Annotated in this window: 15 protein-coding genes; 8 read left to right on the forward strand and 7 right to left on the reverse strand. The window is 44.2% G+C overall.

Annotated features, from left to right (window positions below; all coding sequences use genetic code 11):
• Nucleotides 1-23 precede the first annotated feature (23 nt).
• Nucleotides 24-782: a substrate-binding periplasmic protein gene (locus vsple_RS18085; protein ID WP_255232277.1), complete on the forward strand. Its 759-nt coding sequence runs from the start codon at nt 24-26 to the stop codon at nt 780-782.
• A gap of 55 nt (nt 783-837) precedes the next feature.
• Here vsple_RS18085 and vsple_RS18090 read toward each other — a convergent pair whose 3' ends face one another.
• A complete protein-coding gene (locus vsple_RS18090; protein WP_255232276.1) occupies nt 838-1386 on the reverse strand; it encodes an NADAR family protein in 549 nt (182 codons plus the stop codon).
• 204 nt (nt 1387-1590) lie between these two features.
• Nucleotides 1591-1788, reverse strand: coding sequence for a PA3496 family putative envelope integrity protein (locus tag vsple_RS18095; RefSeq protein ID WP_261883300.1), 198 nt, complete (start codon nt 1786-1788; stop codon nt 1591-1593).
• Nucleotides 1789-2152: 364 nt separating this feature from the next.
• Here vsple_RS18095 and vsple_RS18100 point away from each other — a divergent pair, with 364 nt between their 5' ends.
• From vsple_RS18100 to vsple_RS18110, 3 genes are read left to right on the forward strand one after another with little or no spacing between them, the layout of a single operon-like run.
• Nucleotides 2153-2977 carry an ABC transporter ATP-binding protein gene (locus tag vsple_RS18100; RefSeq protein ID WP_261883301.1) on the forward strand — a complete coding sequence of 275 codons (825 nt, stop codon included), beginning with the start codon at nt 2153-2155 and terminating at the stop codon, nt 2975-2977.
• A 9-nt stretch (nt 2978-2986) separates the two neighbouring features.
• Nucleotides 2987-3919 (forward strand): ATP-binding cassette domain-containing protein, encoded by a 933-nt coding sequence (locus vsple_RS18105; protein WP_261884011.1) that lies wholly within the window; start codon nt 2987-2989, stop codon nt 3917-3919.
• Nucleotides 3916-4392 carry a transcriptional regulator gene (locus vsple_RS18110; protein ID WP_261883302.1) on the forward strand — a complete coding sequence of 159 codons (477 nt, stop codon included), beginning with the start codon at nt 3916-3918 and terminating at the stop codon, nt 4390-4392. Before vsple_RS18105 ends, vsple_RS18110 begins: the two co-directional genes overlap by 4 nt.
• 382 nt (nt 4393-4774) lie before the next feature.
• On the opposite strand, the gene vsple_RS18115 is transcribed toward vsple_RS18110, so the two are convergent.
• On the reverse strand, nt 4775-6748 hold the full coding sequence (locus tag vsple_RS18115; protein WP_255232272.1) for a replication initiator protein RctB domain-containing protein: 1974 nt from the start codon (nt 6746-6748) through the stop codon (nt 4775-4777).
• A 1248-nt stretch (nt 6749-7996) separates the two neighbouring features.
• Between vsple_RS18115 and vsple_RS18120 the strand changes: the two genes are divergently transcribed.
• The 4 genes from vsple_RS18120 (at nt 7997) to vsple_RS18135 (ending at nt 14408) form a co-directional block, all read left to right on the forward strand.
• On the forward strand, nt 7997-9214 hold the full coding sequence (locus vsple_RS18120) for a ParA family protein (protein ID WP_255232271.1): 1218 nt from the start codon (nt 7997-7999) through the stop codon (nt 9212-9214).
• Nucleotides 9215-9219: 5 nt separating this feature from the next.
• The gene (locus vsple_RS18125) at nt 9220-10194 is read left to right on the forward strand and encodes a ParB/RepB/Spo0J family partition protein (RefSeq protein ID WP_255232270.1); all 975 of its coding nucleotides are present in this window, start codon (nt 9220-9222) and stop codon (nt 10192-10194) included.
• A gap of 87 nt (nt 10195-10281) precedes the next feature.
• A complete protein-coding gene (locus tag vsple_RS18130; protein ID WP_261883303.1) occupies nt 10282-12330 on the forward strand; it encodes a tRNA(Met) cytidine acetyltransferase TmcA in 2049 nt (682 codons plus the stop codon).
• A 401-nt stretch (nt 12331-12731) separates the two neighbouring features.
• On the forward strand, nt 12732-14408 hold the full coding sequence (locus tag vsple_RS18135; RefSeq protein WP_261883304.1) for a DUF342 domain-containing protein: 1677 nt from the start codon (nt 12732-12734) through the stop codon (nt 14406-14408).
• Nucleotides 14409-14512: 104 nt separating this feature from the next.
• Here the strand turns inward: vsple_RS18135 and vsple_RS18140 are convergent, their stop codons facing one another.
• The 4 genes from vsple_RS18140 to vsple_RS18155 are packed head-to-tail and all read right to left on the reverse strand — an operon-like array spanning nt 14513 to nt 20682.
• Nucleotides 14513-16627, reverse strand: coding sequence for a type I secretion system permease/ATPase (locus tag vsple_RS18140; RefSeq protein WP_261883305.1), 2115 nt, complete (start codon nt 16625-16627; stop codon nt 14513-14515).
• A gap of 15 nt (nt 16628-16642) precedes the next feature.
• Nucleotides 16643-18553, reverse strand: coding sequence for a bifunctional diguanylate cyclase/phosphodiesterase (locus vsple_RS18145; protein ID WP_261883306.1), 1911 nt, complete (start codon nt 18551-18553; stop codon nt 16643-16645).
• A 5-nt stretch (nt 18554-18558) separates the two neighbouring features.
• Entirely contained in the window at nt 18559-19230 is a 672-nt protein-coding gene (locus vsple_RS18150) for a transglutaminase-like cysteine peptidase (protein WP_255232265.1), read from the reverse strand.
• 60 nt (nt 19231-19290) lie between these two features.
• Nucleotides 19291-20682, reverse strand: coding sequence for an HlyD family type I secretion periplasmic adaptor subunit (locus vsple_RS18155; RefSeq protein ID WP_261883307.1), 1392 nt, complete (start codon nt 20680-20682; stop codon nt 19291-19293).
• Between the last annotated feature and the right edge of the window lie 38 nt (nt 20683-20720).

Raw genomic sequence — 20720 nt, forward strand, 5'->3', positions numbered from 1 at the left:
CCTACAAATAACCAGGGAAGGTTATGAAAAAATATCTTCTTTCAACTGCAATAGCAGCTTTATTTTCAAGTGGTTACGCTATTTCATCAGAACCACTTCATTACTACATCATTGCGAGCCAAGCTCAACCTTTTCAGATAGAAAAGGAAGGGGGTGCTCACGAAGGCATAGTCACCGATATTGTTGAAGCCGTATTCCAAAACAGTAATTACGACATCAACTATCACACCTACCCGTTTAATCGCATGATCTCTAAGCTCGAAGCTCGCGAGAACAATAACTGGGTAACCTATGGCAGCCCAAGCTGGGGAAATATCCAAGCGGAGAACCTGTCAGACATTCCGATTTACAATGTAAAGCACTCACTCCTGAGTAGCGGGAAAAAGCCATTTGAGTTCAAGACCATCGACGATTTAGAAGGCAAGGCTATGGTACTCTTACTCGGCTTTGAATACCCAAACCTAGACCCTTATATTGCTCAAGGCAAACTGAATGAGATTCGAGTAAAAGACTATACCGCTGCCTTCCGTGTTCTTAATCGCACTCCGGGCGATACTGTATTTGTCGAGATGGAGTCACGCATCAAATACAACCTTAACAAGCAAAACCTCGATATCAATGACTATCAACTACAAAGGTTTGGCTCGGTGATCAGTGATTACCCAATTCACCTCGCCTTCGACCCTCTAATGAAGCCTGAACTGCAATCATTTATCAATCAGCGCTTGGTAGAAATGAGAGACAATGGGCAACTTGATGATATCGTTAGTAAATACCTTTAATTAGCTAAATACATCAACCAAAGCAAAGCCAGCCTCAAGTCTATCTTGGGGCTTTTTAATGATGCACTTTAAAACTCTCTCTAGGGCGTGAAAACAGGAGTGGTACTGAAAGGAAGTCACGCTGTCCGTGGGTGTCTAAAGGCTTTAAGCAGACAGGCTGATCGTTTAGCTGACTGCGAACACTCATCAAGATCTTACCGAGATGATTTTGGCCTGTACCGTCTCCCCCATCGCCCCAGAAGCTGTCTTTGTGCGAGTGCTCCTTGATGACAGAGTCTCCGGTGTTTATAAGAAATAGAGCAAAACAGGGATTCTGTTTGAATTTCTCCGTCACAATAAAGCGCATTACATCGACGCGAATCTCATACCAATCTTCACGCACGTGCTCATCAAAATCGCGACTCAATGCAAAAGCTTCAGCGGGAGAGTTGGCCATGTAAATCTGCTGTCTGAGCTTCTCGCAGTTAAACTTCATTGCTTGGTAATAATGCTCGCTGGTCGCCCATACATCATCGCCGACACGAATCGGACAGGCCGCGAAATTTGAAAGGTAACCGTTTGGATCTTCAGGCTCGTAAAACAGAACCTCTTTGCAGTTCGCCATCGTCTATTCCTTACCAACAGTGCATCTCAGCGCTTATCTTTTTCTTTAAAACTAGTGCCGCGTACGAGTGGTGTCAAATAGAGGGTATAAGTGAAGTGTAAGTCTGTGAATGGAGTTTGATTAGCCGAAAGGACAACGCTCTGTAAATAGAGTGGGAATACAGATAGAGCGACGCTTAGTCGCTCTAAAAGGAACAATCAAAGATTAATGAATCAAACCTAGTTCTCTCGCTTCTTCGAGGCTCAGACCGCTTTCTCTGATTTCTCTAAGAGCCTCTATACGACGGCGAGCTTCAGCCGATTTCATCTGTTTCTCTGGTTTTAGTGATGATACTTCTTCATCATCATCCCACTTGTTGGCAATGTTCGTCATTTCATCATGGTTAATTGAATTAATGGACATGTTTTCCTCCGAAAAGCACCATGTAATGGACAGCTAATCTGTAGCAAATGCCATTTACGTTGTTAAGATTTTCTGTACCGAAATGTGATGGTTACAACGCTTCAAAAAGCTAATTAATAAATACCTCATTTAAACTTTGCCAAGACAAATTTATGCCATTACATTTAAAAGATTACCCATGAAAAGTGTGGGTTGATCTAACTCTCATTTTTCGCCCTCTAGCCTCTAATTTTCCTCACCTGAAACTTCCTGAAACAGCGACAGATTAATTTCGAGTCACTTCAATGTTTCTGTGATCTAAACTGTTCCTAAACGCACAACATGATATTGATAATTATTATCAATATCATAACGAGCGATACCTATGTCCAAGGAAATAAAATCTGCGCCACTACTAGAGGTAAAAAACCTCTGCGTGGACTACATCACCGATGACGGTGACTTCAATGCGGTGAAATCCGTCAGTTTTCATATTAGCAAAGGGGAAATTTTTGGCCTCGCCGGTGAGTCTGGTTGCGGCAAAAGCACCATCGCCTTTGCCATTAACCGTCTGCACAAGCCGCCCGCGTTTATTTCCGGTGGAGAAATCTTGTTTGATGGGCAAGATCTTCTAAAACTCTCAGACTCGCAGCTTAATACTCTACGATGGAGCGAGATTGCCATGGTATTCCAAAGTGCCATGAACTCGCTCAATCCAGTCTTAACCATTCAAGAGCAGTTCGCCGATGTGCTTCGACACCACAAAGGGATGAGCGACGAGCAAGCTAAAGACCGAGCCGAAAAGCTCTTAGACTTGGTGAACATTCCACGCAGTCGTCTTCCTGAATATCCGCATCAGTTCAGTGGCGGAATGCGACAACGCCTGGTTATCGCAATCGCGCTAGCACTCAACCCTAAGCTGATCATCATGGATGAACCAACCACGGCGCTGGATGTTGTAGTACAGCGGGAAATCTTGCAGAAGATACACCAACTACGTGAAGAGTTTGGCTTCTCTATCCTCTTCATCACCCATGACTTGGCGCTAATGAGTCAGTTGTGTGATCGCATTGCCATTATGCGTTTTGGCCAGATTGTCGAGGTCAACGACGCGCATGAGATCCGCAATCACCCACAGCATGAATATACCCAAAAGCTGTGGAGTTCATTCCCAAATATTCACCAACAATCACACGCGATTGCGAACTAGGAGAGCATGATGCAACAGCCAATTATCCAAGTTAAAAACGTCGTTAAAGAGTTCACTGTCGGTGGTGGATTGGGTAAAGAAGAGATTTTTCGAGCGCTACACGGAGTTAGCTTTGATCTCTATGCCGGTAAAACCCTAGCGCTGGTGGGCGAATCGGGCTGTGGAAAAAGTACCTGTGCCAGATTGATGACCAAGGTCTACCCCGCGACTGAAGGTGAGATTTTGTTCAATGGTCAGGACATTTCTACGCTCAAAAGCCGCAAAGAGGTTCTCGACTACCGCAGCAAGGTACAGATGGTCTTCCAGGACCCATTCGGCTCACTCAATCCGACCCATACTATTGAACATCATCTGACTCGCCCACTTAAGATTCATAAACAGGTCGACTCTAAACAAGCCCTTGAGAGCCGCCTCAAGGAGTTATTAGAACTGGTTGAGCTTCCTATCGAAACCTTAGCTAAGTATCCGCATGAGCTCAGTGGAGGGCAGAGACAGCGTGTGAACTTAGCAAGAGCATTAGGTGTAGGCGCACAAGTCATCTTGGCTGACGAGCCAACCTCAATGCTCGATGTGTCGATTCGTTTGGGCGTACTCAACCTCATGCAGCGAATGAAGAAAGAGCTCGGTATCGGTTTTCTTTATATTACTCATGATCTTGCTACCGCTCACTACATCGCTGAAGAGACCGCCGTCATGTACAAAGGGCAGATCGTCGAGTGGGGCTCAACTCAATCGATCCTCACCAACCCGCAACACCCATACACCAAGCTGCTGATCTCAGCCGTACCGGATCCCGATCTTCCATTTGGCGAACTGGTAAAAAATGAACCAAACTATTCGGTAGATGCGGACCTCGTGCGCGAGCGAAGTAGCATTATTCAGCATAAAGTGAATCAAGTTGCTGAAAATCACTATGTAAAACATTGGGATAGTGTTGCATGAATGAACTAGACGCATGGTTAGAGAGCGTTGAAAATTGGTATCGTTCTCGAAAGCATGATCAAGTACGTAAACTTGAGAGTCTGATCTTAACGCCTCCAGACGCGATCTGGGGGCCGTTAATCGATGATAAGCAGAGCAAGGCCATTGCATGTTGGCTTGATGGTTGTTTGCGGGTCTATACCCACTACAAGCAATCCACTACCGACCAGTCAGAGAAGGCCTTTCAGTTTGTGATGTTTGCCTACAGCAAACTTCAGGCAGTGTCGATCAACGCAGCAGCTGAAACGGAGCTTCGTGATTGGTGCACTAAACGTATGCAGCATTTGTGCGTGCTCGCGCTTGAATTTGCCAACCAACAACAAGATCCACGATGGCAAAGCGAGTCGGAAAAATTGATCGAATCTCATATCAAGTTCATGACTCACCACCCTCATAACCGTGATCACGCCGGTTACTCCCCCTACCCTCACTGATCACGGAAAGATGATCAAGGTAATTAACAGGCGTTTCGATCTCACTCTTGATCATGCTTTCGATAATCAAACAAGATCAATTTCGTTGATCGGGAATTTACCTACTGATTTTTAAGCAAAAAAAAGCGAGCTCCAATGGAACTCGCGAAAAATCTATTCAGTATGATGTAACAAAATATGAGCCAATCTATTAATCATAAGAAAGGACAAAAGGTTGTCTATTCGGGATAAATAGTAACCAGTAGCTGCGTGGCCAATGTCAGTGAATTGTCAGCGTTAGGTGGATTTACCATCAACGCCCAATTAATTTCATTGAACGATTCATAACATCATTGTTTACTCAGCCTTGACCAAACACTCTCAATCCTAGCCAAGCACGAATCTAGTGACCGATAGCCATTTCATCAAGTGCCAAAAAGACGTTTTCGTCTAAATGCCCTTCATGGATCTGTTTACACACTTTGCGTCTTACAGCCAAACCTGAGATCAAACGTTCGATCGATAAATGTTTGTTGGTATCTCGATCGTTGTACAACTCAATCGTGCGACTTAACGTTTCGTACGGAACTACCTCTTCCGCGACTCTTAACCAATCAAGCTTCTCTACAAGCTCTGAGCACTCTTCTTTAATCGAGGCGTGTGAATGTCCTGTCATAGCTGAAAGTGCCGTTATACTGCGTTCTAGAGCCTCTGGAGAGGTATACTTGGAGAGAGTAATGGTAATTTCATCAGCATTGATCTCTACAGAGTGTTTGCGCAGCTTCACTCGACGACCCAATTTGCCTCGTGGAGACGGCGCTTTCCGCTGGATAGGCTCAAACTCACCATCAATTATCTCCGACAGCTCTTCCAGTTTCTGTTTGGAAACCATTTCGTTACGCAGTGGGTTTGGCAGTGTCGGCGCCATATTACGTTTACCCGCATTGGTGGTACGAGCACGCGAATAACGCAATACTTCCTCAACATTACATTTAATATCAACCTGGTAGTCGACGGTTTTGTCTTTTTCGATCATTGAAGTGATCGTTAGATGGTAACCCCATAAATTGACTAAGAAAGTATCGTTTTGATCGCTTACTTCACCCAACTTTCTTAATTCTCGGATCAAGTCCATTGAAAAACGACGCCAATCGATGTTTCTCGCCAGTTTTTGGTTAAGTTCACTAAGCAACATGCAATCTGAATGACGGCGTGCCATACGGCTTCTGAAGTAAGAGTAGAGCTGGAATACCAAGGTATGCTGTTTCAGGATCTCTGGTGGAAACAGGAAGAAATAGTCTCGAGTAAGCAGCTCTTCGTAAAATGAGGGCTCCCAAACAAGAATGTACAGATTCGGTTTAATACGGATTTCACCGTCAGCGCCTTCTGTTGGTGCTTCTTCTGATGCCGTGATGGTGCGCGCTAGAAAGCGGAATCGGTCACTTTTGAAGCCCTCAGGCATATTCTCACTCAACCAACGGCCTGTTAGCTCATGTAATTGAAAATCAGTGAATTCAATACGATCAATGCTATCGCGAATCGAATCTCGAGCAGGGCCGCTATCCTTCTTACCACGCAAAGAAAGAATATCAGTAATGTATAACGGGGTTTTGTTTGGTGTTAATTTCGCATCAAGATGGTAGTCATCTTGATGGTGATCATGGTACTGCACGGTCAATGTAAACAAGGCAAAAAGCGTCATGAGATCATCAACAGTCATGATGTTCTTTGATGATCTTGTTTCGATCACAGCGCGTGTTCCAGAGATCGAAACCATCGACTTTTGGTAGCTTTTACGAGTACGTGGTGGCGCTAACGCTTGATCGATAATACCGGCCCAATTCGTTGGAGAGACAATAAACTGATCCGCTTCATCCTTCATGGTTGGTGGCGTATTTAAGCCATGTTCATTCAGTAATCGTTTATTCACTTTTGTTTGAGCCAACGCTTTAGAACGTTTCTGTTTTTCGTTCTGTTTAACGCTTTCAGTCACTAAGCTTGTAGCGCCCAGTACAGAAATTAATTGGTTTGGATTAACAAAGCGATGAAGCATGGTCTTTCCGGCCAAGCCTTCTTCAAAACGCACAGGGATCTGCTTGAATAGACCAATGTTGACGGCTGCTCTTAGTCGTTGCTGAAGAGCAGCACGAGTAACTTGACCATCTGTCGCATCAATGATTTCCGTTGTGGATACATACCCATCTTTACTGCTAAAGCCACGTAGGGATATAAGATTAAGGAGTTCAACAATACTCTTGGTCACCCCTTTAAAATGTTGGTATTGATCTATCCATTCTACTGCGCTTTCTGATACCTCAAATAAATGACCATCTTTGTGGCTTCTCGCCTTAATCAGTAATTTTTCATCTGGTTTCATTTTTGATCCGTATCACACTGGCCGTAATTTCACTATAGTTCCTGAAGAATAAAGAAAAAATGATCATAAATAAAGAGAATTTATTATCTTTTAAATAACTGATCTTTTTGATTAATCTGATCTTAATTGATTAAGTGATCTAATGATCTAGCTACAAGTTAATCTGTAAGTTATTGAATTTTAGGAGTAAAAATAATTTTCGCTTGAAAGCATGATCATATAGAGCCTGAAAACATGATCAAAGAAACATTGAAAGCATGATCAGTGAATGCCAGAACAATGATCACTAAAGAGATGTAACGATGATCATACTAGTTCTGAAAGCATGATCATTAGCACTCTACAGTTTATCCACAAGTGAAGGGCAAACTTTAAACGCAGTATATCGAATGTGGTTGATAATTTGAGTATCTTCACTGGAACGATGATCATGAAAAGGTCTATTTCAAGGCGATTCAGACATAATTGTTGAATGTTTAAACGTATTCCACACTCGAAGTATAAAGAAATGGCCTCATTCTGGTTTGATATTCTTACAGGAAGCATGATCAGGATAGTCAAAGGGATTTTAATTTCAATTGTGTGTCGATTGATTTATCGAGTAGAAACATGACATTTGAGCTCAAAGCCCAGTCTATCTACATTCCTCCGTAATTTAGCGTTAAAAATTCATGCTTCCGGAGCTATATACACTTGATCATTTTTCCGTAAATGGATCTTGTGCAAATTCAACTCGTGGTGATCCAATGTTTGGTTAATCCCCCTTGATCATGCTTCATAATGTGGAATTTTACGAAAGCATGAAAAAGAATGCACCTTGATCATCGTTCCGATTCTTAAACGTTTCTAAAGTGTAGATACCGCCATCCTGGTCTTAGTTTGTTTTTGATTCGTAATTGTCTATGGTCGATCGAGTCAAATGTACTTGTATTTTTTACTACTTATAAACCGCTTTAGTAGAAATCACATTCACCGTAGTTTGTGCTTGAATTTCAATCGTTCCGAGGAAAAACGACCTATTTATCATTTACATTGTAAATCAGTGACAATGTAACAATTTAAATGTATACCTAATCCTTAGCATCTGATTCTGGATTTTTTCTATCTAATCTGATTTCCTAACATAGAAAACAGCATATTCCATCAATCTTATGTGATTTTACTCATAAATGAATGTTCATGTTTTTGTTGGATTTATTGTTATTTGCTGTACAATCTTAACTAAGTTAACCATAACGGAAATTGGCAATGAAAAGAGAACAAACGATTGATAAGCTCTATCAGCTAGCCGAACAGACTCAACAAGTTCAGGCTGACCGAATTGAGATCATCTTAGAGGAGCGAAGTGATGAGCATTTTCCTCCAATGTCTAAGGCGATGATGGAGACACGCTCTGGTCTGACTCGTCGTAAGTTGGATGAAGCGATCACAAAGCTTGAATCTGAAGGTCATCAGTTTACAAAAAATAACGCCAACCACTACTCAATTTCTCTTACCGAAGCACACATGCTAATGGATGCTGCGGGTGTTGCTAAGTTCCACGAACGTAAGAAACACGCAGATAATAAACCTTGGATCATCAACGTTCAGAACCAGAAGGGCGGCACCGGTAAATCAATGACTGCAGTGCATTTGGCGGCGTGTCTATCTCTTAATTTAGACAAACGTTACCGCATCTGTCTGATCGACCTTGACCCACAGGGTTCTTTACGTTTGTTTTTGAACCCACAAATTAGTGGGACAGAGCATGACAGCATCTATTCAGCGGTTGATATCATGTTGGATAACGTTCCTGAAGGGCAAGAAGTTGACTCAGAGTTCCTACATAAGAACGTTTTACTTCCTACGCAATATCCAAATTTGAAGACTGTGTCTGCATTCCCAGAAGACGCAATGTTCAATGCCGAAGCTTGGCAAAGTCTGTCTCAAGATCAGTCTTTAGATATTGTTCGTCTATTAAAAGAGAAGTTGATTGACAAAATCGCAGACGACTTCGATGTGATTATGATTGATACTGGTCCTCACGTTGACCCCCTAGTATGGAATGCTATGTACGCATCTAACGCGCTATTGATTCCATGTGCTGCGAAACGTCTTGACTGGGCATCAACGGTTAACTTTTTCCAACATCTGCCAACCGTTTACGAAATGTTCCCGGACGACTGGAAGGGGCTCGAGTTCATTCGGTTGATGCCAACAATGTTTGAAGACGACAATAAGAAGCAGGTCTCTGTATTAACAGAGATGAACTACTTATTGAATGACCAAGTTATGATGGCAACCATTCCTCGTAGCCGTGCATTCGAAACTTGTGCAGATACTTACAGCACGGTTTTTGACTTGACGACCAGTGATTTTGAAGGTGGTAAGAAGACACTTGCTGTCGCTCAAGATGCTGTTCAAAAGAGTGCGCTTGAACTAGAGCGAGTATTACATAGCAATTGGCCTTCACTTAATCAGGGATAATCAACATGGCAATTAAAACATCTGATCTAAATGCGAAGCTATTTGGTAAGGCGAATAAGCGCCGAGTAGCGACTCCTCAAGAAGCACAAACGGCAGCAAAAGAGCAGGCCCAAGTTATCGAGTTGGCAGTTGCCGGCGAACAGATGGTCTCGTTTGAGCTAGTACGTATTCCTGCTGAGCAAGTTGAAACCCAGACCGTTGTATTTGAAGAGAACGCTCGTGAGCAGTCTTTCCTAAATGAACACGCACTTTCTGACGTTTTAACTACTCTGAAAGAGCGTGGCCAACAATATCCAGCCGTTGGTCGTAAGAACAAAGATGGCAAGATTGAGGTTTTAGACGGCAGCCGTCGCCGTATGTCTTGTATTCTTGCGAACAAAGAGTTTCTTATCTATGTCGCCGATAACATCAACGGCGAACATGCTAAGTTCCTTTCTGATGTGGCTAATGCACACAAACCGTTGTCTCTTTATGAGAAAGGTAAAGAGATGCAAGCGAAGTTAGATAAAGGCGAAGCTGAAGATCAAAAAGCGTTAGCGAAAATGTTTCAGTGTAGTGAAGCATTGGTGAGCGGTGCTTTAAAGGCAGCATCACTTCCGTTGGAGCTGCTACAAGCATACCCAAATGTGAGCGATTTAGGCCGTCCAACAATCGTTAAACTGCACAAGCAATTTGGCGCTCTTAATGAAGAGCAGAAAAAAAACTTACTAGCCAAATGCGATGCGACAGATGGTTTTGTTTGGCAGCGTAGCGAGGCTCAAGGTGTTACTCGTCTAACCAAAGACGTGACAGAAACACTAGAAAACTGGATTTCTGAACTTGCTCCTGCACCAAACAAAAAGGCGACGCCAAAGGTTGAGCTTGTTAAAGGTCGTGCTTCTTACAGCCGTAAAGGTTCCAACCTCGCATTGAATCTTAAAAAGATTGATGATGCGACTATGGAAGAAATTCTCTCTTTTGTTCAATCTAAGCTGAACTAAGCTCCTCACTTACCGATTAAAAGCCGCTTGATGCGGCTTTTTCTTTACCTGTGATAAACTGTGTTTAGATGAATTTGGACGCAATTTATGACGACTCTCCCTTTCTTAACTCAACTTTCCACAGTAGCCCTAAATAATAACCACCGCTATGGTGTTCTACTTGAAGGCGATCCAGCATGGCAATCTCAACAGCTTGAATCTTATCTGTTTCATTTTGACTGTCCCATCGCTTTTGTTTTGGGTGAACTTAGTGTACCCGGCGCAAAAAATATCGCCTTTAATAAAGGTCAACAACTATTAGGGCAAGAGTGCCAAGTACTGATTTGTGATTTTAGATCTGGATTTGATGCTAATAGTTTTACCGCAGCGTTAGGTGCGTTAGTCGGGGGAGGGGTGTTATTTGTCATCCCACCAGCAAACCACGAAACTACTTTATCGCAAGTTTGGCTGACACGTCAGTTGGATAAGCTGATCTGTTTATCGCAAAGTGCGCTGTCACAAGATTCTGAAATGCCAGCGCTACCTGAAATGATTGTCACACCAAATGGTTTTGATAAGTATGAGCAACAAAAGCTCGCGATAGAAGCGATTGAAAAAGTGATGTTTGGTCATCGCAAGCGCCCACTTGTTTTAACCGCCGACCGTGGCCGTGGTAAAAGCTCCGCGTTAGGTATCGCATCGGCCAATATTATTAAGGCTAAAAAATCTGTAACGATTTTAGTCACTGCACCTAACGTCAAAGCGATACAGCCTTTGTTTGACCATGCGCAGAAACTGCTTCCTAACTCTTCAATGGAGAATCGACATACGCTCGTTCATGAACAAAGCAAAATTGTCTTTGTTGCTCCAGATGAATTACTCAGAACGCAGCCTGCTTGCGACCTGTTGCTTGTCGATGAAGCTGCAGCAATTCCGATACCCATGTTGAAGCGTATGGTTGAAAGCTATCATCGCATGGTTTTCTCAACCACGGTTCACGGATATGAGGGAAGTGGACGCGGCTTTGGCATCAAGTTTGAAAAATGGTTGTCTGAGCATCGCCCTAATTGGCGCTCGTTTAAACTTGAACAACCAATACGTTGGAATGAGAACGATCCTTTAGAAAGTTGGTTATTTGATACCTTCTTGTTGGATTCTGACATTGAGGCTCTACCAAAGGATGTTGAACTTGATGGGTTGTCTTGGCATCAGTTTGACAAACAAACGTTACTCAGCAATCCCAAAATTCTAGCTCACTGTTTTGGGTTGTTGGTCAGTGCTCATTATCAAACGTCGCCCAATGACTTGACTCAACTTCTAGACAACCCTCAAATGTCACTGTATGCGCTGTTTTCAGACCAAGATTGCTTGGGGTGCATTCTAACGGCTGAAGAGGGCGGATTGTCACATGAACTCATTCAAGATGTTCAGCTTGGCAAGCGTCGGCCTCGCGGTCATCTTACTCCAACACTGCTAGCCAACCATTTAGGTCTTGATAAAGCGGCGGCTCAAAAATGTCTTCGAGTGATGAGAATTGCGGTTCATCCTGATATCCAAGGGCGAGGATTAGGACGTAGAATGATTGGCCTCTTGGTCGAAGCAAACCGTCACTTCGATTACATAGCAACAAGCTTCGGCGCAACCAGTGAGCTTGTCGATTTCTGGACGAGTAACGATTTTGTCCCTTTGCATCTTGGGCACCAAAGAGATCAATCAAGTGGCTGTCATTCATTACTCATGTGCCGTGCTTTGCACGAACAAAGTCGTCATTGGGTTGAAGAAGGGAATCTTTATTTTAATTCCAGCCTTCGCTATCTGTTATCTACGACATACAGATCACTTGAGCTAGCGATTGTACGCTCGCTGATATCCTCTCAACCGCGCCCCAATGTTGTTGCGGATATTAATCCTCTGCTTGGTTATTACGTCGATGGTGGGAATAGCTTTGATAGCATTGGTTTCATGCTAGAGAATTTGATCTATAGCTTGGATAAAGTGCAGTTAGACCGAACGAGTGATTTACTGCTTTGGAAAGTTGTTCAGAAAAGAACTTGGACAGAGTGCAGTGAGTTAGCCAATCTTGCCGGTCGCAAGCAAACTGAGTCAGCCGTTCGTCGCGATCTTGGATTGCTGCTCTCCAGTTTACAGTGTAAATAGCGCCTCAACTTAAACCACCTCAATTACCGATTTACAGTGTAAAGTGAATGACAACTCAATTTACACTGTAAAGTCACTTCCTCTAAGTGTACTCATTGTTCTCTTATCTTCTGTTAGCCATTTGAAATTTTCGAAAATTGTACTAGCGACACTGAAATTGGATGTGTTGAACAATAGGGAGAATATCCTGTATGCCAGCACATAATTGGGTTTTGACGATCTCGTCCGGGACAATTTAGTGCTTTAAGTCAACAAGTTGCTACTTGATGTGTAGTAGCTCATTACTGAGAAAATGCCCAGTAAAGTGACTTATCCCTTGTTATTGAATAAGGAATATGTTCACAAAACAGTATCTTCTATAAACTGAAATCATACTGTTTTGCTAAGGAAGTGGCAGTCGTATGTGGGACAACATAGTTACATTGTCTGATGATGGAAAAGAGGTGATTGCTCGTTTGCAATCTGGTTTTGTCGTCGACAGCAATTTTGACCAAAAAGAGTTTCCGGCATCATTGGATAAATTGGATGCGAGTCAATTTTATTGTTTAGAAGATGAAGTCATTCGCTTTGTCAATTCAGCAAAAGAGGGTAAAGGCGAAGCATACGAAGGCGTGGCTGTTGCTGAAGTACGCAATGCAAGCATGGTTGTCGAGTTGTCTGACGATGAGATGCTTGCCAGTATTACCGTCACTGGTGCTTATGCCGGAAGAGGGCTAAGAGGTGCTGAGATTGTACATGCACTTGCCCAGGCTCATGTGACTAAAGGCATAAATAAGCTAGCGCTGAAAAAGGTGCTAGTGATGAGCAATAAACTTAAACCGGGAGAGAAGTTTACCCAGGCTGTTGCTCAAGGCAAACAACCCATTAAAGGGAAAGACGCCAAATTCGAAGCACTCGTCCCTGACATTACACATCAAGTCCTTAAGCCACGTAGTAAAGAGTCTGGAAAAATTGATATGCGGGACTTGGGCGCAACCATTACAGTTGGAGAAAATGATCCTGTGATGAGGCGAACGCCTGCAACCAAAGGGACTGCTGGTTTTACTGTTTTAGGAAAACTCCTTCCTCCGCTTCCTGGTAAAGATAGCCTGCTTAAACCCGGTAAAGGAACCACAATCTCCTCAGACGATCCAAATCTGCTGGTCGCTAGCTGTTCAGGGTTGCCACTCATCAAAGAGCGCACCATTGAAGTGGATGAGGCGCTATGTCTAAATAACGTTAGTGTTGCGACAGGGCACATTAAGTTTAAAGGTAATGTTTTTGTCTCAGGCAATATCGATCCTGGAATGGTAGTGAAGGCGACAGGGAGTGTCACGGTAGGGGGATTTATTGAATCCGCTGAAGTGCAAGCGCAAGGTGATATTAAAGTCGCCAAAGGTATCATTGGTCACACGGTTAAGGAGGGTGAGTGCAAAAGCTGTAAAGTGTTAACCAAAGGAGCCATTGAAGCGAGCTACGCCCAGTACTCAGAGCTGCAAGCTGGTACCGATATTAGGCTAACAGTACACAGCATGAGTAATGAAATACGCTGCGGTCGTGACTTGATTATCGTTGATGGAGTGAAGAAGCACGGCACATTGAGTGGCGGAGAAGCCAAAGTCGGTGGCAAGGTCGAGTGTGTCTTCCTTGGCGTTGAGGGCGATACTGCAACCAAGGTTCATTGTTTTGCTCGCTATGACAGCTATAAGCAGAAGATAGGGGAGTTGAGAGACGTTTATAAAGCGGCTCAAGAGAAAACAATGGATGTGATTCGTCAGGAGTTGGAATTCAAAAAGCGACCTAAAGCGGAGCGGACGGACGAAGAGGCGCAGCATATTGAATCGATGAAAGAGCGCAACAGTCAATCGCTCGAATCTACCAAACAGCAGATTGATAGTCTTGAAGCTGAATTTGATACGCTACTTGAAGAATGTACTGTCGAGGCGCACGAAAAAGTCTACACCCGTGTGACGATTCAATATGGAGACGAAACTGTCACGACTAAGCGTACTCATGGTGGCAGTGTGTTCTCGTTCAACCAATACGAGATTCAATGTTCGTTCAAGATGGAAAAAGAAGATATTGGCGAGCAGTTGTAGTTGCGTCATTCATTTCCTCTAATCAAAGAACAATAAGAATAAAAAAAGGAGCCAATGGCTCCTTTTAACAAGCTAGGGTGAGCAATTATTTACTACGATTGGTATTAGCTAACTGCTCTCACTTTCCCTTGTTTCAGGTCAGACAGTACTTTGGCTTTTGGTCCATCAGCAATGATGCACCCTTTCTCCATTACAATCACACGGTCTACAACATCTAGCATCGACGTCTTGTGAGTGATAAGGATAAGTGTCTCACTCGGTAGCAACTGATTGAGTTGGTGTTTGATGTGCATTTCAGAACGGTTATCCATCGCGCTGGTTGGTTCATCCATGAGCAGCACGGGAGGACGGCCTAGGAAAGCACGAGCGATAGCCACCGCTTGACGTTGTCCCCCTGATAGCAATCCGCCACCTTCACCGACCTGACGTTCTAAACCAGCAGGATCTTGTTGAGTAAAGTTAGTGACACCTGCTCGGTTGGCAGCGTCCATCACATCACGATCATCCACTAATGGTCGACCTAGCGTGATATTGTCACGAATAGAGCCATAGAAGAGGTTGCTGTCTTGGGGAACGCAGCCTATATTGCGACGTATGTCGACGTGGTGTAACTGGTCGATATCTGTATCATCGATGCGCACGTGGCCCTCTGTAGGCTTGTACAGCCCCATAATCAGACGCTCTAGTGTTGTCTTACCTGAACCAATGCGACCTATGATGGCAACTTTCTCTCCCGGCGAAATGGTTAAACTCAGATCGCGCACAGATGCGATTGGAGAATCAGGGTAGTGGAAGGTCACTTTATCTAGAGCAATATGGCCTTGAATAATTGGGCGATGGATATAGCGTTTACCTTCTTCCTGTTCGTCAGGCATAGCCATGACTTGTTCGATCAACTTCATCGATGACTTCGCTTGGTTGTAACGAGTGGAAAGAATCGAAAGCTGGACTAACGGGCCAATCGCACGGCCACTCAGCATCGTCGCTGCAATCAAACCACCCATAGTAAGATCGCCTTCGGCAATCAAGTACACACCAAAGATGATCATTCCCACGTTAGTACTTTGTTGAACGAACCCAGCTGTATTCTGAATACTATCGGTAATTCTTCGACTCTTAATATTCCAGTTCGCCATGTGAGCAACGGCTTCTTCCCAACGGAATTGAAACTGACTTTGCGCACTGAAGAGTTTAACCGTTTCTAGACCTGCTAAGCTTTCGATAAGGTTTGCATACTTTTGTGAAGCAAGACGTGAGCCTTCTTCGATAGTGCGGCGTAAAGGCCCTTGAATGATGATGGCATAGACAACCAGAATCACGACACCGACAATCGGTACATACACCAGATCTCCAGCCATTAGCCAAATCAGAGTCAGGAACAGAATTGCAAAAGGAAGATCTATCAAAGAGCCAATTGTCGCGGAAGTGAAAAACTCTCGAATCGATTCAAACTCTTGTAAGTTCTTTGCGAAAGCGCCAACTGAAGCCGGTTTCGCTTCCATACGAATCCCCAGAACCTTGCTAAACAGTTTTGAAGAGATAAGAATGTCAGATTTTTTACCGGCAATGTCGATGAAGTAGCTGCGCATTAATTTGAGCAGTAGGTCGAAAGTGAAGACGACAAAGATACCACTCGCCAATACCCAGAGCGTCTCAAAGGCGAGGTTCGGAACCACTTTGTCGTAAACCAAGCGTGTGAACATAGGTGCCGCAATCGCGAACAGGTTGATCAGAATCGAGGCGATCAACACATCACGGTAGATTTTCTTCGACTCCCAGATCGTGCCCCAAAACCAATGACCGTGACGTGTCTTTAGAATCTCAGGTGAGCGTTCGTCGTAACGGAACTGTTTTTTTACTAAGAAGTAGCGTCCTATAAACTGTTCTTTTAGCTCATCCAAAGGAATGAGAATCGGCACCATGCCACTTTCCGCGGTGATGATCTCGGCTTCTTGTTTCTGAAAGTCAATTCGGTTTAGAACACACGCTTCCCCCTGCTTGAGTAGCAGTACCGCAGGTAGAATCAACTCTGGGATACTCTCAAGGTTGGAGCGATTCTCCTTGGCGACTAACCCTGCACGCTCTGCTGATCGAGGAAATAAAAAAGGGGTAAGTTTACCATCCGCAAGAGGCAGCCCATTGATGAGCGCCTCTGGAGAGTTTGCTAGACCGTAGTATCGGCTGACGTATATCAGCGAATTTAGTAATGGATCTTGCATTAAATAACCACCTTACTACTTATCGACGATGAAGCCTTGGAAAACTTCAACGTAGTTATCTGACAATGTATCAAGCTGCGTTTGAGTCTCGATACGTGAGGCGATGGTGGTGATCCCTAAGTTATGCGCCGTTCTAGAGATCGACGTTAAGGTGAATTTCTGTTTCTCGTCATCCAAATTGTGAGTGTAGAGATAATCCAACTTAACGTAACCAGGCCTGAACTCATTGATGTACTCCAGAGACTGGAAGTTGCGACCGTAATTGTCGACACCAAATACTGCGTTGGTATTACGTATCGCGGTACACAGTAGGGCTGTGTAGTGCGGCTCGTTGACGAAGCAGTTCTCAGGGATTTCAAAATGAAGCATGTGACAGATAGTTGCGTTCTTGCTTAGTGTCTCACCGACCCAACGGATGAAGCTTGGCTCAGAGATACTGCTTGCGGAGATGTTGATCGCTACAGGGGTTGTGATCTCTTTAGCATGTATCTTCTCAATCATTTTCTCGATTACGTACTGATCGAGCTCGTGGCTTGCGCCGAGCTGTTCAAGCGCGAATAGGTATTGAGCCGCGCTGTATCGAACCCCATCTTTTTCAATTGCAGAGAACACCTCTTGGTGAAAGGTCTTGCCGAAACTGTTATTCGCCGCTTGCAGGCGGAAAGTGAAGAGATCATTAATGATTGCTTCTTCAACCAGTGTGCGCCACTGCTGTTTGCCCATCACAGCGCCATGATCATCGGCAGTGATGTAGCCGTAAGCCATTTCACGGTTCGCTTTTGCGACAGAGAGTGCGTTGTCCACCAGCGACATGATCTCTGTACTGGTTTTGTTTTGGCTACTATGAGTGACGCCGAGTGAGATGTTCGCGCGGGCGGTTCCTGTTGGATCGGAACCTAGCCCTTGGACACAGTTAACGATACTGTCTGCGATGAGTTTAAGTTCGCTTTCATCAATGTTCGGCAAGATAAAGCCAAACTCATCTTTTGAAATTCGAGCAATAGTAAGATCTGGTGACGAAATAGAAGATTGTAAGTGCTCGGCGAGTTCGTGGACCAATGCATCGCCCTCTTGATAACCCTTATCATCGTACTCGTCAGCAATGAATTGGGCTTGCAAAACAGCCAAGCCACCAACGCTAGATTCCGCCAACCATTGATTAAGTTGAGACATGTAGTACGCACGGTTACCCAGTTGTGATACTGGGTCAATGTAGGCACGTTCACGCAGGCGCTGAGCTTCTTGAGCTTGATTTTTAAAAGCTTGTTCAACTTGCGCCGACATATGGTTGATACCGTCTACGACTAAGATCAGATCTTTTGTTTGTGGCCGTTCAAGTGGTTCGCCAAACTGGTTTTGCGCTATCTGGTTCATTTTGGCGATGATCAAATCCAACGGTTTCAGCGATCGTTTTACGATCCATGAAATAGCCAATAAGCCAATGACAAAAATAAGAGCAAAGACAGTCGCCAAGCGAGTAAAAGATTGCCAAAGTTGAGCATAGGCAGGACCTGGGTGGCTGACAATTTCCACTTCCGCCAACTGCATCCAACCGCTGGTGATAACACGGCGGTCATGAATCGGTTCAAACAGATTGAGCGAAGTAAACCAGCTAGGTACATTGCTTGGTTTTACTGGATATGAACGCAGGATGTCGTCACCACTATCGAGGAAGATGAGTCTCACAACAGAATAGGAGCTGCCATCAAACAATGCATTGATGACCGACTCAACCGCGATTGGGTCTTTGTCCTCAAGATAAGGAGCTAGTGCTAAACCAACGGTATTGATGGTATTACTTACCTCTGAACGCTGTTGCGCTTCTAGGTGACCTCGAGTGGTATTAAATTCGATCATAAATACTGACGTCATCAGTAATATAAAGACCGCTACCATCCCGACTACAAGCTGTTTATATAAAGTCATTGTACCTACTCATCGTAATTGATAATGGGTTTGTTTAATTTTAGAGAGCGCTTGCGTGAACGAAGATCGTTCCACAAGCTCAATCTGGATGATTTACCTGCAAGTTGTCCGTTTCCTGCTGAAGACTTCATTAGCCATAGGTTTTTACCGTTAAAGCTGTATATCGGCAGCAAGTCTCGACGAGTTGACGCTCGTTTAATTTCTGGATTCAAGTTATCCAAAATGACGGGTTCTGCGCTGGGCGTGGAGTAGTAGGCAAGTACCATGTGAAACTGATTCAGCTCCAACGCTTTTACGTAGACCAGTCTTAACTTTTTGTCGGGAACACCGAGCTCCAATAGCGAGAAGTATTTAGCGATGGTGAAGTCCTCACAGTCGCCTGCATTACTTCCTAGAAATTCGAGTGGCGTAGCCCAGTAATCTTTTTGACCCCAAAGCACGATATCGTCGACAAAGTAGAGCTGGTTGAAGAATCGATTTACCGATTCCAGTTTTTGTGTCTCACTTTGTGTGGCGAACTGAGCAATATTAGACCGCCATGTCTTGACTCGCATAGCGGCCCTTTGCCCATAGGTTTCCGATACCGCACTCACCCAGCGCTGCTCAGTGGTGTTTAACGCAAATGATGCACAGGACACACTCAATGCGAACAACGCAATTGCGGAACGAATTTTCATTAGTGAACAGCCTTTTTACATTGGCAGTCATCTGCGTAGAGAGGGAAAAACATCAAACCCTTACTCTTTTAATGCATTGTTTTGAGCGCTAAGTATTGGCTTCAACATGTAATCTAGAACAGTGCGTTTACCTGTAATGATGTCAACCGATGCTGTCATGCCAGGAATAATCGGCAGCTCTTCGTTGTGTCCAAAGCTGTATTTCTCAGTACGCACACGTACGATGTAAAAACTGTTGCCCTCTTCATCCTGAGTCGTATCTGCACTGATGTGTTCTAGCACGCCTTCAAGACCGCCATATTTAGTGAAGTCATACGCACTGAACTTAACGATGGCTGGCAGTTCTGGGCGTAAAAAGGCGATGTCTTGCGGTGCAATCTTAGCTTCTACAAGCAGTGAATCTTCGGTTGGGACAATCTCTACTATATCCATACCTGGTTGAATAACACCGCCAACAGTATTAATACCTAAAGTCTTAACGGTGCCTGTCACCGGGGAGATAACCACTGTCCGATTGACTCGGTCTTCCAAACCAACGGCGGACTCGGTGAGGGCAGAGAGTTTATCTTGCGCTTGGTTAAGCTTCTCTTGCTGCTCTGAACGGAATTTAAGTGCTGCGTCGACGCGGCTGAGCATAGACTCTTTAATAGCTGAGCGCAGCACAGGGATTTTAAGCTCGCTAGAGGTTAGCTCTCGACGGGTATCATTTACTTGTCGTTGCAGTTTAAGAAGTTCGATACGCGGTACCACACCCTCATCAGCAAGCGGTTTGGTGATATCCAACTCTTTGCGTGCAAAGTTGTAGCTTTGGCGTAGGTTAGCGACACGAGCTCTAACCTCGACTAAGTCTTGCTGCTTTTGCTCGACTTGTTGCTCAAAAACGGAGAGTTGGTTACGCAAGTTATTGAGATCTTGGCGGTACTCGGCTCTTTGGCGTTGGATTAAGTCAGGTTGTCTTTCAATAAACTGTGGTGGGAACGCCAGCTTACCGTAGTTGAGTGTGACGCTCTTTTTCCAGTTGTCGACAGAGAAGTCTTCATCGATGACAACACTGGTGAGAGACGCCGAAAGCATTAGCACACTTGCTGTGAGGTTAGCCACTTGTTGCTCTCGTTCACGAAAGTCGGAACGAAAACGGGTATCATCGATAAGAAGCAGTTGCTGTCCTTTTTGTACCTGTTGGCCTTCTTTGACAAGGATCTCTTTAACCAAGCCACCTTCAAGGTTTTGTACGACTTGAATTTGAGAAGAGGGGATTACTTTGCCTTGGCCGACCGTGACTTTGTCGACTTCTGCCCAAGAAGCCCATCCAATCGCAGCAACAAAGAACAGAACGATAACCCACAGCATGATGCGCGCGCTGGTTGGTGTATTGAGTAACAGTGCGGCTGTTTTATCATCGACATACTCAAGTTCAGTATCGTTCAGCTTGTTGTAACTTTTTTGGCTCATAACAATCCTTGTCTGCGAAATTTAGTGCAAGCCTATTG

It is taken from the genome of Vibrio pelagius, assembly GCF_024347575.1.
Lineage (GTDB): Bacteria > Pseudomonadota > Gammaproteobacteria > Enterobacterales > Vibrionaceae > Vibrio > Vibrio pelagius.

Coding starts and splice junctions, on each gene's coding strand:
- vsple_RS18145 (WP_261883306.1), bottom strand. CDS start 18,553: ATGACTTTATATAAACAGCTTGTAGTCGGGATGGTAGCGGTCTTTATA.
- vsple_RS18110 (WP_261883302.1), top strand. CDS start 3,916: ATGAATGAACTAGACGCATGGTTAGAGAGCGTTGAAAATTGGTATCGT.
- vsple_RS18135 (WP_261883304.1), top strand. CDS start 12,732: ATGTGGGACAACATAGTTACATTGTCTGATGATGGAAAAGAGGTGATT.
- vsple_RS18125 (WP_255232270.1), top strand. CDS start 9,220: ATGGCAATTAAAACATCTGATCTAAATGCGAAGCTATTTGGTAAGGCG.
- vsple_RS18155 (WP_261883307.1), bottom strand. CDS start 20,682: ATGAGCCAAAAAAGTTACAACAAGCTGAACGATACTGAACTTGAGTAT.
- vsple_RS18100 (WP_261883301.1), top strand. CDS start 2,153: ATGTCCAAGGAAATAAAATCTGCGCCACTACTAGAGGTAAAAAACCTC.
- vsple_RS18130 (WP_261883303.1), top strand. CDS start 10,282: ATGACGACTCTCCCTTTCTTAACTCAACTTTCCACAGTAGCCCTAAAT.
- vsple_RS18085 (WP_255232277.1), top strand. CDS start 24: ATGAAAAAATATCTTCTTTCAACTGCAATAGCAGCTTTATTTTCAAGT.
- vsple_RS18115 (WP_255232272.1), bottom strand. CDS start 6,748: ATGAAACCAGATGAAAAATTACTGATTAAGGCGAGAAGCCACAAAGAT.
- vsple_RS18150 (WP_255232265.1), bottom strand. CDS start 19,230: ATGAAAATTCGTTCCGCAATTGCGTTGTTCGCATTGAGTGTGTCCTGT.
- vsple_RS18140 (WP_261883305.1), bottom strand. CDS start 16,627: ATGCAAGATCCATTACTAAATTCGCTGATATACGTCAGCCGATACTAC.
- vsple_RS18090 (WP_255232276.1), bottom strand. CDS start 1,386: ATGGCGAACTGCAAAGAGGTTCTGTTTTACGAGCCTGAAGATCCAAAC.
- vsple_RS18105 (WP_261884011.1), top strand. CDS start 2,987: ATGCAACAGCCAATTATCCAAGTTAAAAACGTCGTTAAAGAGTTCACT.
- vsple_RS18095 (WP_261883300.1), bottom strand. CDS start 1,788: ATGTCCATTAATTCAATTAACCATGATGAAATGACGAACATTGCCAAC.
- vsple_RS18120 (WP_255232271.1), top strand. CDS start 7,997: ATGAAAAGAGAACAAACGATTGATAAGCTCTATCAGCTAGCCGAACAG.